14 protein-coding genes are annotated in these 15,102 nt (G+C 64.7%); 10 read left to right on the top strand and 4 right to left on the bottom strand.

Annotation, left to right across the window (positions count from 1 at the left end):
* Position 1: 1 nt before the first annotated feature.
* On the bottom strand, positions 2-436 hold the full coding sequence (locus ACVISU_RS22960) for a VOC family protein (RefSeq protein WP_456708402.1): 435 nt from the start codon (positions 434-436) through the stop codon (positions 2-4).
* A gap of 350 nt (positions 437-786) precedes the next feature.
* Here ACVISU_RS22960 and ACVISU_RS22965 point away from each other — a divergent pair, with 350 nt between their 5' ends.
* Positions 787-3,219, top strand: a complete 2,433-nt coding sequence (locus ACVISU_RS22965) for a hypothetical protein (protein WP_456708403.1) — start codon at positions 787-789, stop codon at positions 3,217-3,219.
* A gap of 14 nt (positions 3,220-3,233) precedes the next feature.
* Here the strand turns inward: ACVISU_RS22965 and ACVISU_RS22970 are convergent, their stop codons facing one another.
* Positions 3,234-3,677, bottom strand: a complete 444-nt coding sequence (locus tag ACVISU_RS22970; RefSeq protein ID WP_038387042.1) for a MarR family winged helix-turn-helix transcriptional regulator — start codon at positions 3,675-3,677, stop codon at positions 3,234-3,236.
* 178 nt (positions 3,678-3,855) lie between these two features.
* Here ACVISU_RS22970 and ACVISU_RS22975 point away from each other — a divergent pair, with 178 nt between their 5' ends.
* The 9 genes from ACVISU_RS22975 (at position 3,856) to ACVISU_RS23015 (ending at position 12,891) form a co-directional block, all read left to right on the top strand.
* The gene (locus tag ACVISU_RS22975) at positions 3,856-5,037 is read left to right on the top strand and encodes a substrate-binding domain-containing protein (protein ID WP_456708404.1); all 1,182 of its coding nucleotides are present in this window, start codon (positions 3,856-3,858) and stop codon (positions 5,035-5,037) included.
* 51 nt (positions 5,038-5,088) lie between these two features.
* Complete coding sequence (locus ACVISU_RS22980) at positions 5,089-6,273, top strand: substrate-binding domain-containing protein (protein WP_456708405.1); 1,185 nt, start codon at positions 5,089-5,091, stop codon at positions 6,271-6,273.
* Positions 6,274-6,438: 165 nt separating this feature from the next.
* On the top strand, positions 6,439-7,953 hold the full coding sequence (locus tag ACVISU_RS22985; protein ID WP_456708406.1) for an amidase: 1,515 nt from the start codon (positions 6,439-6,441) through the stop codon (positions 7,951-7,953).
* A 42-nt stretch (positions 7,954-7,995) separates the two neighbouring features.
* A complete protein-coding gene (locus ACVISU_RS22990; RefSeq protein WP_050404806.1) occupies positions 7,996-8,853 on the top strand; it encodes a branched-chain amino acid ABC transporter permease in 858 nt (285 codons plus the stop codon).
* A gap of 5 nt (positions 8,854-8,858) precedes the next feature.
* A complete protein-coding gene (locus tag ACVISU_RS22995; RefSeq protein WP_456708407.1) occupies positions 8,859-10,079 on the top strand; it encodes a substrate-binding protein in 1,221 nt (406 codons plus the stop codon).
* Between the two features lie 7 nt (positions 10,080-10,086).
* Complete coding sequence (locus ACVISU_RS23000; RefSeq protein ID WP_244522225.1) at positions 10,087-11,181, top strand: branched-chain amino acid ABC transporter permease; 1,095 nt, start codon at positions 10,087-10,089, stop codon at positions 11,179-11,181.
* A complete protein-coding gene (locus ACVISU_RS23005) occupies positions 11,168-11,902 on the top strand; it encodes an ABC transporter ATP-binding protein (protein WP_050404808.1) in 735 nt (244 codons plus the stop codon). The genes ACVISU_RS23000 and ACVISU_RS23005 overlap by 14 nt, the downstream gene beginning before the upstream one ends.
* Positions 11,895-12,596: a branched-chain amino acid ABC transporter ATP-binding protein gene (locus ACVISU_RS23010; protein ID WP_050404809.1), complete on the top strand. Its 702-nt coding sequence runs from the start codon at positions 11,895-11,897 to the stop codon at positions 12,594-12,596. The genes ACVISU_RS23005 and ACVISU_RS23010 overlap by 8 nt, the downstream gene beginning before the upstream one ends.
* A gap of 64 nt (positions 12,597-12,660) precedes the next feature.
* Positions 12,661-12,891 (top strand): hypothetical protein, encoded by a 231-nt coding sequence (locus tag ACVISU_RS23015; RefSeq protein ID WP_456708408.1) that lies wholly within the window; start codon positions 12,661-12,663, stop codon positions 12,889-12,891.
* A 37-nt stretch (positions 12,892-12,928) separates the two neighbouring features.
* Here the strand turns inward: ACVISU_RS23015 and ACVISU_RS23020 are convergent, their stop codons facing one another.
* On the bottom strand, positions 12,929-13,324 hold the full coding sequence (locus ACVISU_RS23020; RefSeq protein ID WP_050404811.1) for a nuclear transport factor 2 family protein: 396 nt from the start codon (positions 13,322-13,324) through the stop codon (positions 12,929-12,931).
* A gap of 219 nt (positions 13,325-13,543) precedes the next feature.
* Positions 13,544-14,998 carry a L,D-transpeptidase family protein gene (locus ACVISU_RS23025; RefSeq protein ID WP_456708409.1) on the bottom strand — a complete coding sequence of 485 codons (1,455 nt, stop codon included), beginning with the start codon at positions 14,996-14,998 and terminating at the stop codon, positions 13,544-13,546.
* Positions 14,999-15,102 lie beyond the last annotated feature (104 nt).

A 15,102-nucleotide genomic window follows, 5' to 3' on the forward strand; every position in this document is an offset into this window, starting at 1 on the left:
GTCAGCCGGCGAACGCCTTGTCGAGATCGGCGATGATGATCTTCTGCATCTTTAGCATCGCCTGCATCGCGCGGTCGGCCGCCGTGCGGTCGGGATCGCCGAGGTAACGGCTCAGCGCGGTCGGGATCACCTGCCAGGACAGGCCAAAGCGGTCCTTGAGCCAGCCGCAGCGCGATTCCTGGCCGCCGTCGGTGAGCTTCTCCCAGAAGTAGTCCACCTGTTCCTGGGTCTCGACGCTGAGGAAGAACGACACCGCCTCGTTGAACTTGTGCTGCGGTCCGCCATTGAGCGCATAGAACCGCTGCCCCTCGAGCTCGAAGCTCGCCATGAAGTCGCTGACGGTTTCGATCTCGGCGTTCGGGAACACCGATTTGTAGAAGGCGACGGCCTCGCGGACGTTGTTGTCGAGCCAGAGGAAAGGCGTGATCGAAGTCATCAGGGGGAATCCTTGTGATCGATGAAGAGGATGAACCGGAACCGCGCGCAGTGTCGGCGCGTCCGGAGGACGAGCCTGCGACCGGCACTCCGACATGTTGACCGGACTTTTTGTTGGACCTTCCCGGCATGGGCTGGCGGTCGGCGAGGCGGTATCTTCGCGATTGTGGGCTCTCCGGTAACCCCGCGATAAGCCCGCCGCCGGTCCGGCTGCTACCCAAAGTCGCTGTTGGCTCGTCCAATCAATCACTTGTTAGGGCTCTGTGTCTCAGTATTGCAGGGCGCGTCGGGTGAGCCGCCGACGCGCATCAAAGCGTCTCTTTGGTCAAGGCTCGATCAGGAGGCCGCGCCTTGCAGACCGCGACGACGATGCCCGGCCGCTACTATCCGGCGATCTTCGTGCTGGCGTCGGCCACGTTGGCCTATCAGATCCTGATCACCCGCTTTTTCAGCGTGATGGTGCATTACCACTTCGCTTTCGGGGCGATCGCCCTCGCGATGTTCGGGCTGACGCGCGGCGCAATGAAGGTTTATGAGGATTCCACCCGTTATGCGCCGGAGCGTGTGGCGCCGGAATTTGCCCGTCACGCCGCGCGGTTCGCGATCAGCGGCGTTGCCGCCATGTGTGCCTTTCTGTATGCGCCGCTGGTCGTGCCTGGCGCATATGCCATGGTTGCGCTCGCCCTGGTGGCGCTGGCTTTCACCATGCCGTTTACCGAGGGCGGCATCTGCATCACGATTCTCCTGACCCGGCTGCCCTATGTCGGCGGCTGGCTTTACGCTGCCGACCTGGTCGGCGCCGCGGCCGGATGCCTCGGCATCATCTTCGTGCTGCTGGTGATCGATCCGGTCAGTGCGACGCTGTGGATCGGCGCCTGCGCCGCGGCCGTCGGCTGGTTCGTGGTCCGTCACGAAGGCCGAAGCGATGTCCGCCTGAGCCGCAACGCCGCGCTTGGTCTCGCCGCGCTCGCTGCGGTTCACACCGCGCTTGCTGCAACCGGCAGCAGTCATCTTGGCGTGATCTGGGCCAAGGGCACCGAGCAGACCGGAACGCTGTTCGAGCGCTGGAACACCTATTCGCGCATCCGCGTGACCGATCTCGGGCTCTCGGTTCCGTTCGGCTGGTCGTTCTCGCGCACTCCGGATGCCAGGATCGAGCAGCTCTATCTCGACATCGATGCCGATGCGGCGACGCCGATCACCCGCTTTTCCGGCGATCTGACCAAGGTTTCCTATCTCAAGAACGACGTCATCAACGCGCCCTATCTGGTGCAGCAACGGCCAGGCGACGTGGCCGTGGTCGGCGTCGGCGGCGGCCGCGACATCCTCTCCGGGCTCTATTTCGGCGCGCAGCGAATTCACGGCATCGAAATCAATCCGGCGATCTTCGAAGTGCTGACCGACAAGTTCGCCGATTATTCGGGCCATCTCCATCGCCGGCCCGGCGTGTCGCTGGTCAATGCCGAGGCGCGCAGTTACATCAACCATTCGCCCGATCGCTACGACCTGATCCAGATCTCGCTAATAGATACCTGGGCCGCCACCGCGGCCGGCGGGCTGACGCTGACCGAGAACCGGCTCTACACCGTGGAGGCGTGGGCCGATTTCTTCCGCGCGCTGAAGCCGGGCGGCATGCTTTCGGTGTCGCGCTGGTACGAACCAACGGTCTATCGCGGCGAGTTCTATCGTCTGATCGCGATCGCGGCGGAGGCGCTGCAGCATCAGGGCGTGCCGACGACCGAACTGTCGCAGCATGTGATCGCGGCGAATGTCGGCAGCATCGTCACGGTGATGACCCGGCCCGAGGCGTTCACGGCGGCGCAATGGCAGGGCGCGCGCGACCGCCTGGTAGCGCAAGGGTTCAAGCTGCTGCTCGGGCCCGATATCGCCTATGACAATGTCACCTCGACCCTTCTATCGGGCAAGGCCGACCAGAGCTTCCTTGACTCATTGCCGGAAAACATCGCAGCCTCGACCGACGACAAGCCGTTCTTTTTCTATACGGGGCGACTTGGCGATCTATTCGTCAAGAGCGGCTCAGAGGTGCGGCACAACGCAGCGCTCACCGTCATCAAATGGGTGTTCGTCTTCCAGCTCGGCATCTGCATCTATTACATCGGCATTCCGTTCGCGCGTCTGATGCGGCGGATGCCGGCGGCCGCACTGGTGCCGCCGGTGGCCTATTTCGCTGCGATCGGCATGGGCTTCATGCTGATCGAGATTTCGCAGATGCAACGGCTGATGGTGTTCCTCGGCCATCCCGTCTACGGGCTCAGCGTCGTGCTGTTCACGATCCTTCTGTTCGGCGGCATCGGCAGCGCCACGGTGGGGGCCGCGCCGGCGCGGCCGGGCATGTTGATCGCGCGCCTCATGGCGCTGGTCGCAACGCTGGTGGCTGCAGGCCTGCTGACGCCGGCCGTCACCGCCTGGGCGCGCTCCGCGCCGACCGACATCCGCATCCTGGTATCGGTCGCGCTGCTGGCGCCGCCGGCTTTCTGCATGGGCATGATGTTCCCGTTGGGCCTCGGCATCTGGCGGCGGCATGACGGACTGCTGCCGTTCTTCTGGAGCACCAACGGCATCACCTCGATGCTTGCCTCCGTGCTCGGCATGGCGCTGTCGATCCAGTTCGGCATCACCACGACATTCGCACTCGGCGTCTGCTGCTATGTGCTGTGCGCGATCATGATCGTCGGCAACCGGCTGGCCCATCCGGTCGCTGATCCCGCCCTCACGCCGGTCCGGCCAGCAGGCCTGGTGGCGCAGGACGAGGTGGCGTCGTAGCGGAGGCTGTCGCCTCAGTTGGCGCTGCCGATCAGGCTTTCCAGCAGCCGTTTGAGCTCGGTGGTCGACTTGTCGCCATAGCTCTCGACGATGTGCTCCTCCTGGCTTACCGCCAGCGAGTTGAGCCGGCGGCACAGCGCCTTGCCGCGGTCGGAGACGAACATCAGCACCTTGCGGCGGTCCTTGGGATCCTGCACGCGATAGACGAGAGCATCCGATACCATGCGGTCGATCATCTTGGTCAGCGTCGGATGGTTGAGCAGCACCGCGTCGGCAAGCTCGCCCATCGAGTGGCCATTGCCGTCGGACAGCACTTTGAGGATGCGCCACTGCTCGACCGGCACGCCTTCCTTGGCCAGCCGCGTCTCCAACTGCCGGTTGATCTCCCGGTTGGCTTGCGCGAGCAGGTAGGTGAGGTGTTCGGTGATCGGGGAATTTTCTTTCGGCGGTTTAGCCACGGCGTGAGACCTGGTTCCTGACCCGGTGAATGAATGTCCGGCAACTCATGCCATTTCTATATGCACTTCAATTGTTGAATATTCAATATTTTCCCCTAGGATATTCCCCCAACCAAAGGGCGGATGCCGCAACCGCCCGCTGGCTGCGTTGCGTTCTGCTTCCCAGACAGGAGTTGGCGTGCTCTCGACGGTCTCTTCCCAGGCGCATGGCGGCTTGCCCGTCGCGCCGCCGCACCTGTTTCGAAGCCCGTCGTCCTGCGCGGCCGATCTCGCATTGACCGTCAAGCCGGGCTCCTCGCGCCGTGGCGGCACCGACAGCAAGCTCAGGATCGGCAATTTCATCACCTTCTCCGGCGCGCCCGGAATCTGGGGACCGATCTCGGCCAACAGCGTCATGCTGGCGGTCGCCGAGATCAACCGACGCGGCGGCATCCGCGGCCGCGAGGTCGAATTGTCGATGTACGATGCCGGCGGTCCGATCGAGGAGGTGGTGCGCCGCGCGGAACGCGCGATCGCCTTCGACGAGATCGACGTCATCATGGGCTCGCATATCTCGGCGGTCCGCCTCGCGCTGCGCAAGGTCACGGCCAGCCGCATTCCCTATGTCTACACGCCGGTCTATGAGGGCGGCGAGCGGACGCCAGGGGTCATGGCGATCGGCGAGACGCCGCGCGCCGAAAGCCGCCCGGCGATCCACTGGCTCACCGAAGTCAAGAAAGCGCAGCGCTGGTATCTGATCGGCAGCGACTATGTCTGGCCCTGGCAATCGCATCGCGCGGTGAAGCGCTACATCAAGGAGGCCGGCGGCCAGGTGGTCGGCGAGGAGTTCGTCCCGCTCGGTGAGGACGATCACGAGCCGCATCTGGCGCGGATCCGCGCCGCCAAGCCCGATGTCGTGCTGATCAGCCTGATCGGAACCGACAGCATCACCTTCAACCGCGCCTTCGCCGACGCCAGTCTCGCCGCCACCACCTTGCGCTATGCGGGTGCGATGGACGAGACCGTGCTGCTCGGCATCGGGCCGGACGCGACCGAGAACCTGTTCTGTGCCTCCGGCTATTTCGGCTGCGTCGATTCGCGCGCCAATGACGAGTTCCAGATCAGCTACCGCGCGATGTTCGGCCCGCACGCGCCGCCGATCGGCTCGGTCGGACAGTCCAATTACGAGGGGATGCGCTTCCTCGAAGCGGCGGCCAACCGGGCCCGTTCGCTCTCGACGGGTCCTTTGTTCGCCGCGGCGCGCAACCTCGTCTACAGCGGCGCCCGCGGCACCGTCACCATTCGCGACGGCCATGCCGAAATGCCGATCTATCTTGCCGAGGCCGACGGTCTCGACTTCAATGTGATCAAGACAATCTAGCGTGTGGCACCGTTGCCGTATGCGGCGTGCCGGTGCCGGACAGGAGCAGGTGTGCATTCGACGCCCAACGTCACGGCAAGAGACCTCCCGTTCCCGCCATCCCTGCTGTTCAGGAACCTGGCGTCGGCGGCGTCGGATCGCGTGCTTGCGCCGATGGATCGCAGCGGGTTCGGCCGGCGGGGCGCGCGCAACCGGCTGCGGATCGGCGGCTTCGTCTGCTGCACCGGTTCGCCGGGGATGTGGGGACCGGCCGCGACCTCGAGCGCGCAGCTCGCGGTTGCGGATATCAACCGGCGCGGCGGCATCCTCGGCCGCGAGATCGAGTTCCAGGTCTACGACGCCGGTGGCCCGATCGAGGAGGTGCTCGACCGCGCCGAGCAGGCGATCGCGTTCGATGAGGTCGATCTCATCATGGGCATGCACACCAGCGCCGTGCGCGTCGCGATGCGGCATCTCATCACCCGGAGCAGGATCCCCTACATCTACACGCCGGTCTACGAGGGCGGCGAGCGGACGCCGGGCGTGATCGCGATCGGCGAGACGCCGCGCTGGCAGAACCGGCCATCGATCCACTGGCTGGCCGAGGTGAAGCGCGCCAGGCGCTGGTACCTGATCGGCAGCGACTATGTCTGGCCATGGCAGTCGCACCGCGCGGTGAAGCGCTACATCAAGGAGACCGGTGGCCTCGTGGTCGGCGAGGAGTTCGTGCCGGTCGGCGAGGACGATCACGAGGCGCATCTGGAGCGGATCCGTGCGGCGAAGCCCGATGTCGTGCTGATCTCGCTGATCGGCACCGACGGCGTGACCTTCAACCGCGCCTTCGCCGATGCCGGGCTCGCCGCCACCACGCTGCGCTTTGCCGGCTGTTTCGACGAAACCGCGCTGCTCGGCATCGGCGCCGACAAGACCGAAAACCTGTTCTGCGCCTCCGGTTATTTCCCCTCGGTCGGCTCGCAGGCCGGCGACGAATTCAGGGACCGCTATCGCGCGATGTTCGGAGCGTTTGCGCCGCCGGTCGGATCGTGCAGCGAGTCCGCCTATGAAGGCTTCTGCCTGCTCGAGGCCGCCGCCAACCGCGCCGGCTCGCTGGACATGCGGCCGCTGCTCGCGGCGGCAGACAACCTCGTCTATCGCGGCCCGCGCGGCCCGGTAACGGTGCGCAGCGGCCACGCCCGGATGCCGATGTATCTTCCCGAAGCCGACGGTCTCGACTTCAGGGTGATCAAGCCGATCTGACGCCGAATGCGAACCAACCAAACCGACCCGCGAAATAATACTTGAAAAGGAAAATATTTCCGTTTTGAATAGAACAACGGGGTGAGCGGTTCGCGCGGTCAACGCGCCGCCCGCGGCCCTGCGTCGAGGGATCAATCCAAAGATCAAAAGCTTCAGGAGAGCGCCGTGACCGTCGTCCTTCCCACGCCAACGCAACTTCGTGCCGTCGCCGAACAGTGCGGCCTGTCCCTGACCGATGAGGACGTGGCCTCGTTCCGCGGCCTGATGCAGGGCTCGATCGAGGCCTACAACCTCGTCGCCCAGATGCCGGACGAACTGCCCGAAGTGAAATATCCCCGCACGCCCGGCTATCGCCCGGCGCCGGAGGACAACAAGCACAACGCCTGGTACCGCAAGTCGACGGTGAAGGGTGCGGCTTCCGGCAAGCTCAAGGGCAAGACGGTGGCGCTGAAGGACAACATCATGCTGGCCGGCGTGCCGATGACCAACGGCTCGTCGACGCTGGAAGGCTATATCCCCGATTTCGACGCCACCATCGTCACCCGCATGCTCGACGCCGGTGCCGAGATCGCAGGCAAGACCCATTGCGAGCATTTCTGCCTGTCCGGCGGCAGCCACACCGGCTCCTACGGGCCGGTGCACAACCCGCACAAGATGGGCTATTCGGCCGGCGGCTCGTCGTCGGGCTCCGGCGTCGTGGTCGCGCTCGGCGAGGTCGACATGGCGATCGGCGGCGACCAGGGCGGCTCGATCCGCATGCCGTCCTCGTTCTGCGGCACCTACGGCATGAAGCCGACCTGGGGGCTTGTGCCCTACACCGGCATCATGCCGATCGAGATCTACGTCGATCACACCGGTCCGATGACCGCGACCGTGGAAGACAACGCGCTGCTGCTGGAAGTGCTGGCCGGCGACGATGGCTACGATCCGCGGATCAAGGCGCCGAAGGTCGAGGACTACACCAAGGCGCTCGGCAAGGGTGTCAAGGGCATGAAGATCGGCATCGTCAAGGAAGGCTTCGAGCAGCCGACCGCCGAAGCTGCGGTGAATGAAAGCGTGCGCGAGGCGGCCAAGCGCTTCAAGGATCTCGGCGCCAGCATCGAGACGGTATCGATCCCGATGCACATGCTCGGCGGTGCGATCTGGACCCCGATCGGCACCGAAGGCCTGACCCAGACCATGATGTTCGGCGACGGCTACGGCCTCAGCCGCGGCGACCTCTATTCGACCTCGCTGATGGATTTCCATCGCGGCTGGCGCCGTCAGGCGGATTCGCTGTCCGAGACCACGAAGCTGTTCATGCTGCTCGGTACCTACATCAACAACAATTTCGGTCCGCGCTTCTACGGCAAGGCGCTCAACATCTCGCGCCGGCTGACTGCGGCTTACGACAAGGCCTTCAAGGACTACGATCTGCTGCTGATGCCGACCACGCCGATGAAGGCGACGAAGTTGCCCGAGGCCAATGCCAGCCGCGAGGAGTATGTCGCTCGGGCGCTGGAGATGATCTCCAACACCGCGCCGTTCGACATCACCCATCACCCGGCGATGTCGCTGCCCTGCGGCGTGGTCGACGGATTGCCGGTCGGCCTGATGCTGGTCGGGCGGATGTTCGAGGAAACCACCATCTACCGCGCCGCGCACGCCTTCGAGCAGGCCGGCGACTGGAAGAAGATGTGAGGCGCCGCTTGTCGCAGACGCAAGGTCGATGGATCGAACACCATGGCTAGCACCTTCGCCGCGGTGTTCGAGATCGTGAGCTTCGGCGCGATCATCGTGCTGGTCGTGCTCGGGCTCGGCATCATCGCCAGCATGATGGGCATCTTCAACTTCGCGCAGGGCGAATTCGTCCTGCTCGGGGCTTATGTGACCTATCTGGCTTACGCCCACGGCGCGCCGGTCTGGGTCGGCATGGTCGCGGCGCCCTTCGTGGTCGGCGCCCTCGGCTTCGTGCTGGAAGCGCTGATCATCCGGCGCTTCTATGCCGCGCCGATCGTGGCGATGCTCGGCACCTATGCGCTCGGGCTGATCATCCGCGAAAGCGTGCGCGGGCTGATCGGCGGCTTCTATCTCACGGTGCCGGAGCCGATCGGCGGTTCGATCGACCTCGGCTCGGTCCACATTTCGGCCTGGCGTTTCACCATCATCGTGATCACGCTCGTGGTGATGGGCGGCTGCTATCTCCTGCTGGCGCGCACGAGCTTCGGGCTTCGGGTCCGCGCCACCCTGGAGAACCCGGCGCTGGCGCGCGCGTCGGGCATCTCGACGCCGTTGATCTACGGCGCGACCTTTGCGTTCGGCGCGGCGCTGGCCGGGCTTGCCGGCGCGCTGATCGTGCCGGTGTTCAGCCTTTTTGCCGATCTCGGCATCCGCTTCCTGATCCAGGGCTTCGTCGCCGTGATGGTCGGCGGTGTCGGCTCCTTCATCGGTCCGGTCGCCGGCGCCGGTGTGATCGGCACGCTCAGCGCGGCGCTGCCATGGGTGATGTCTCCGGTCGTCGCCGACGTCCTCGTCTTCGTGCTCGCCATCGCCTTCATCAAATTCCGGCCGCAAGGCCTCATTGCTGGGAAAGGGGTCTAGTCACCATGTCGATTGAACACATGAACCTCACGCGCCGCCGCTTCATGAGCAATTTCGCCTTTGCAACCGGAGCGCTCGCGACCGGGGTCGGCAGCTGGGTGGTGCGGCCCGATTGGGCCAACGCCGCCGAAGGCCCGATCAAGGTCGGCATCGCGACCGACCTGACCGGCCCGATCGCCTATGCCGGCAATGCCGACGCCAACGTCGCCAAGATGGTGATCAAGGAGATCAATGCCGGCGGCGGCCTGCTCGGCCGGCCGCTCGAGCTCTACATCGAGGACACCGCCTCGAACGAATCGGTCGCGGTCGGCAATGTCCGCAAGCTGATCCAGCGCGACAAGGTCGACATGGTGCTGGGCGGCATCACCTCGTCGATGCGCAACGCGATCAAGGACCCGATCGTGGCGCGCGGCAAGACGCTCTACATCTATCCGCAGCTCTACGAGGGCAAGGAGTGCACGCCCTATCTGTTCTGCACCGGGCCGACGCCGGCGCAGCAGTGCGACACCTTCATTCCCTGGCTGATCAAGAACGGCGGCAAGAAGTTCGCGCTGCCGAGCGCCAATTATGTCTGGCCGCACACGCTCAACGTCTACGCCCGCAAGGTGATCGAGGACAATGGCGGCGAGGTCGTGTTCGAGGAGTATTATCCGCTCGACCAGGTCGACTTCTCGGCCACCGTCAACCGCATCATCTCCAACAAGGTCGACGTGGTCTTCAACACCGTGATCCCGCCGGGTGTCGGACCGTTCTTCAAACAGCTCTATGAGGCCGGCTTCCTGAAGAACGGCGGGCGGCTCGCCTGTGTCTACTATGACGAGAACACGCTCAACATCAATCAGGCCAATGAGATCGAGGGGCTGGCGAGCTGCCTCGACTACTTCAAGGTATTGACCAAGGAAGATCCGTTCAACGCCAAGCTCCAGGCTGCGTATGAAAAGGATTTCCCCGGCAACTTCCTGTTCGCCGCCGGCAGCGCCGCGACCGGAACCTATCGCGGCCTCAAGCTGTGGGAAGCCGCGGTCAAGGAAGCCGGCAAGGTCGACCGCGAACAGGTCGCTGCCGCACTCGATCACGCCAAGATCGCCGAAGGACCCGGCGGACCGGCCGAAATGGTGCCGGGCAAGCGTCACTGCAAGATGAAGATGTACACCGCTGTTGCCAAAGGCGGGAACTATGAGATCGTGGCGCGCAGCGACGGTCTCGTCGATCCCAAGGAATGCTGAGCGATCAATGAGTGGAGCAAGAGAGGCCGTCGCACGCATCAGCGAGGATGTCGTGACAGGCGAGGGGCTACCAGCCGCGCGCGCGCCGGTGCAACAGGCATCGGCAGGATGGAAGGTCCTGCCGATCGTGGAAGGGCTGGTGCTCATGATCGCACTGGTCCTGCCATGGGTGCTGCAGGATTATCTCACGGTGTTCGCCACCCGCGTGGTGATCCTCGCGCTGTTCGCGCTGTCGTTCGACCTGGTGTGGGGCTATGCCGGCATCATGAGCTTCGGCCAGGCGCTGTTCTTCGGCGCCGCCGGCTACGGCGTGGCGCTATTGGCGCGCGATCTCAACGTCACTTCGATCCTGCTGATCTTGCCCGCCGGCACGCTGATTGGCCTCACTGCATCGCTGCTGCTCGGCGGCTTCCTGCTGCTCGGGCGCTATCCCTCGAGCGTGATCTTCGTCTCGCTGGGCACCCTGACCGGCTCCTATGCTGCGGACCGGCTGGCGCGGGGTTGGTACTATCTCGGCGGCCAGAACGGCATCCCGTCGATCCCGCCGCTCACCCTCGGCAGCTACGAGTTCGAGGAAGGGCCGATCTACTACTACATGGTGCTCGGCATCCTGGTGGTCGTCTATCTGCTCTGCCGCTTCCTGGTGCGTTCGCAATTCGGTCTTGCGCTTGCTGGCCTGCGCGAGAACGAGCAGCGCATCGCCTTCTTCGGCTACAAGGCGCAGCATCTGAAGGCGATCATCTTCGCGGTCGGCGGCACCATCGCCGGTCTCGCCGGCAGCCTCTATGCTTTCCACGAAGGATTTGTCTGGCCCAACATGCTGGGCGTCGTGTTCTCGACCCAGGTCGTGCTCTACGTGTTGTTCGGCGGCTCCGGCACGCTGATCGGCGCCGTGATCGGCACCGTGATCATCGAGGGCGTCAGCTTCTGGCTGTCGGACAATTACCGCGATGTCTGGCCGATCATCCTCGGCGTGCTGCTGCTGCTCGTGATCATGTTCCGCCCGCTCGGGCTGGTCTCCTTTGTGCTCGGCGAGCGCGAGCGGGTCGGCAGCTTCGGCAAAGCGCCAAAGTCAAAGGAGACCGGCCATGCCGCTCCTTGAAGCGCAAGGGATCAGCAAGGTATTCGGCAAGCTCACCGCGCTGGACGGCGCAGGCTTGACCGTCGACGAGAACGAGTTTCACGGCTTGATCGGCCCCAACGGCTCGGGCAAGAGCACGCTGATGAAATGCGTCGCCGGCGCTGAGGTGCCGACCACGGGCAAGGTGTCCTTCGTCAACACCGACATCACGGCGTTCACGCCGACAGAGCGCGCCCGCGCCGGCATGAGCCTGAAATTCCAGATCACCTCGGTGCTGCCGACGCTGACACTCTACGACAACATCCTGCTGGCGCTGCAGGCGCATTCGTCGCTGTTCGATCTCGTGCTCTCGCGTACGCGCAACAGGCTGCACGACCAGGTGATGACGATGCTGGCCCAGTTCCGGCTCGCCGATCGCGCGCACGATGCCGCGGCGGCGCTGTCGCATGGCCAGCAGCAATGGCTCGAGATCGCGATGGCGCTCGCAGGCCGACCGCGGCTGCTGCTGCTGGACGAGCCGACCGGCGGCATGAGTCTCGAGGAGCGCCGCGTCACCGGCGAGCTGCTGCAGCCGATCAAGCAGCATTGCTCGCTCGTCATCGTCGAACACGATCTCGATTTCATCCGCGACATCTGCGACCGCCTCACCGTGCTCGACCAGGGCAAGGTGCTGGCCTCGGGCACGGTCGCGGAAATCCAGGCCAACAAGAGCGTCCAGGAGATTTATCTTCGCCGTGCCTGATCAATCTTTCCTCGATATCCGGCACATCGATGCCGGCTACGGCCGCAGCCAGGTCCTGTTCGATGTCAACATCGGCATTCCCTGGCGCGGCGGCGTCGCCGTGCTCGGCCGCAACGGCGCCGGCAAGACCACGCTGATGAAGACCATCGTCGGCGAACTCGCGAGCACAACGGGAGAGTTGTTCTTCGACGGCCGCGACATCACCCGGCGGCGTACCGAGGAGCGCGTGCGCTCCGGCATCGGTTATGTGCCGCAGGAGCATTCGGTGTTCGCCCGCCTGTCGGTGCGCGACAACCTCGCGGTCGGCTCGCTGTTCAATTCGGATTCGAGCGCGGTCGATCGCGTGCTCGAGATCTTCCCGAAGCTCGGCCAGCGGCTCGACCAGCCCGCCGGCACGCTGTCCGGCGGCGAGCGCAAGATGCTGGCGATCGGCCGCGCCATGCTCGGCGATCCGAAGCTGCTGCTGCTCGACGAGCCAACCGAAGGCGTCTGGATCGGCGTGATCGAGGAGATCACCGAGCGGCTGATCGAGCTTGCCAAGAGCATCTCGGTCGTGATCGTCGAGCAGCATCTCGACCTCGCGCTGCGCGTCGCCGACTACGCCTATGTGCTGGACCGCGGCCGCATTGCGCTGCAGGGCGCGGCAGGCGAGGTGCGCAACGATCCTGAATTGCTGCGGTATCTGGCGCCGTAGAATCCCGGGTTCCCGCAGGAACGAAGCGCTCCTCCTGCCGTTGGGCCGCGGGAGGAATTCACCAATGCGTTATTTCTCGATCGCAGCCGCTTTTGCCGCTGCCGTGATGAGCAGCGGCGCCGCGCTGGCCCAGCATACCGGTACCAAGGCGGAACAGTCTGCGTGCTCGCGCGACGCACAGCGCTTCTGCCGCAAGGACCTCGGCAATGACGGCGCCGTACAGAATTGCCTTCAGATGCAACGCGCCAGCCTGAGCCGAAGCTGCAAGAAGGTCTTTGAGAGCCACGGCATGTAACCGTCGCCAGCCGGCGCGGTACAAGTCTCGTTGTCGATCAACGCGACGACGTCCCGTCGGCGTGTTCAACAAGGTGAGCGCGCGTCGGCGACGGCTCAAACCTGTCGGCGAAATACTGCGTTTCGTGGACGACCTGCCCGTCGCGGAATTCCATGATGCTCACCGTGTAGGACGGGATGCCGTCATAGGTCAGCACGAACTCGGTGACCCAGAGATCGCCGGCGCCGATGATGCGCTGGATCGTGAAGCGCTTCTTGTTCGGCTGCACCATGCGGCTCTGCTGAATGTTGCGCCGGCCGCGGATCCGTTCGCCCGATTGCGGATAATCAAGCACCGCATCGTCGCGATAGATGTCGTGCTCGCGCTCGAAATCGCTGGCGTCCGACGCCTCCCAATGGCGCTCAAGCGCCATCCGCACGGTTCGGTCATCCATCGCAATCTCCCGGCTGTGCCCCGTACCGATCAGACGATCGTCTATGCGCGGTTGGCAAGCGGAATGTGGCAGAGCAAAGCTCGGGCAAAATCATGCCCCGAGGATGCGGAAAGTTTGACTCACAGATCGCACAACACACTCTATGTCGTCCCGGCCTTCGCAGGGGCGACGCTGCGCCAGCGGGAAAGTTGATCGCTTCCGAGCGGCGTCGCTCCGCCGTTACTTCACCGCGGAGAAGCGGGTGTCGAACGAGTTGGTCTGCACCACAGGCGCCGAGCCGGCGAGCTGGGTCGACGATGTCGCGGCCGGCGCGGCCGCGGCGGTATTGGTCACCTGCGGCTTCGGCGCGGGCTTGGCGGCCTGCTTCGGCTCCGCCTTCGGCGCGACGCGAACCACGGATTGCGGCTTGGCCTCGGCGATCTTTGGCTTGGCCGGTGCGGCAGCCACCGGCGCCGGCGGCGAGGTCACCTTGCTGGCATCGGCAGTGGCGCTGCCGATGCCGACCTTCTGGGCAAAGCTCGAGAAGAAGCCTTCGGATTTGTCGGACGAGTTCGCCGAGGCAACACGGGCAGTCGACGACGTCGTCGCCACTACCGGCTCTTCCTGCTGGACTGCGAGATTCGGCCGCGGCGGATTGACCGTGCCGGGGATCGTACCGGGCGCGCGCGCCAGCGCCATCGACTGCAATGCCTGGCTGTCGCCGCCTTCGGACAGGCCGGTGTTGCCTTCCGGAATCTTCGAGGCGAAGATCGCGTTCATGCCGCCGTCGATGCCGGTGTTGAGCCGCGCCACGGGGGTACCCTTGGAGATCAGCTTGGCGGTCTCGGCGGCGTCCTGCTGCTCCTTCTCGCGCACGGCGCTCGCGATCTCCTCGGGGATCACATAGGCCGGGCACTTCGCGGAGGCGTCGAACACCGGATCGCGCGTCGCGTTCGGCGCCTTGACCGCATCGAACACGTATTTCTTCTCGCAGAAGTCGACCTTCGGCTCCTGCTTCGTCACCTCGAAATGATCATAGCCTTCCTTGATCATCTTCCAGAAAGGCATGTTCGGATTGTTGCGGTGCTTGGCCATGTTCACCGGCGTCATCCGGAACGGATAGGCCTGCAGCTGGAACGCTTTCTGGCCGCCGAAGAATGACTCTCGGCCGAGCGAATAGATTTCCGCGATCTGCTCGTCGGTCATCGCGTAGCAGCCGCGCGAGGAGCAGTCGCCATGCACCATCAGTTGCGAGCCGGTACGGCCGAGCGCCTTGTCGAACGCGTTGGGATAGCCGGTGTTGAACGACAAGTAATAGGCCGACTGCGGGTTCATCTGGCTCGGGTTGATCGAGTAGAACCCTTCCGGCGCCTGGCGGTCACCCTCGCGGATCTTCGGACCGAGATCGCCCGACCAGCGGCAGATCGGATAGGTCTTGAGCAGCGCGAACTGGCCAGAGCGGGTCTGCTTCCAGACCTCGAGCTCCGCCTCCTGCTTGAACAGCCGCACCAGGATCGGCGACTGCATGTCCATGTCCTTCTCGGCCATGGCTGCCACGAGCTTTGGCGGGACCGGCTGGTTGGCCTTGGCGTTCTGGGCGAGCGAGATCTGGTCGCTGTCGCAGCCGGCGAGCATGACGCCCGCGGCGAGGACCGCCGAAGTCAGAAGCGCGCGTACGAGCGTGCGATGAGTCAAGTCCGAGCTCCACACCCACCGGGCGATTTTCGCGACCCCAACACGGCGAATATGCCCTGAAGCCATTGTGTAAAATATTAGCCTTCGACCACCCCTGCTCGCAA

This window comes from Bradyrhizobium sp. USDA 4452 (assembly GCF_054063575.1).

Excerpts from the sequence above, each read along its gene's own strand:
- ACVISU_RS22960 (WP_456708402.1), bottom strand. The coding sequence starts at position 436 with ATGACTTCGATCACGCCTTTCCTCTGGCTCGACAACAACGTCCGCGAG.
- ACVISU_RS22990 (WP_050404806.1), top strand. The coding sequence starts at position 7,996 with ATGGCTAGCACCTTCGCCGCGGTGTTCGAGATCGTGAGCTTCGGCGCG.
- ACVISU_RS22995 (WP_456708407.1), top strand. The coding sequence starts at position 8,859 with ATGTCGATTGAACACATGAACCTCACGCGCCGCCGCTTCATGAGCAAT.
- ACVISU_RS23000 (WP_244522225.1), top strand. The coding sequence starts at position 10,087 with ATGAGTGGAGCAAGAGAGGCCGTCGCACGCATCAGCGAGGATGTCGTG.
- ACVISU_RS23005 (WP_050404808.1), top strand. The coding sequence starts at position 11,168 with ATGCCGCTCCTTGAAGCGCAAGGGATCAGCAAGGTATTCGGCAAGCTC.
- ACVISU_RS23015 (WP_456708408.1), top strand. The coding sequence starts at position 12,661 with ATGCGTTATTTCTCGATCGCAGCCGCTTTTGCCGCTGCCGTGATGAGC.
- ACVISU_RS23020 (WP_050404811.1), bottom strand. The coding sequence starts at position 13,324 with ATGGATGACCGAACCGTGCGGATGGCGCTTGAGCGCCATTGGGAGGCG.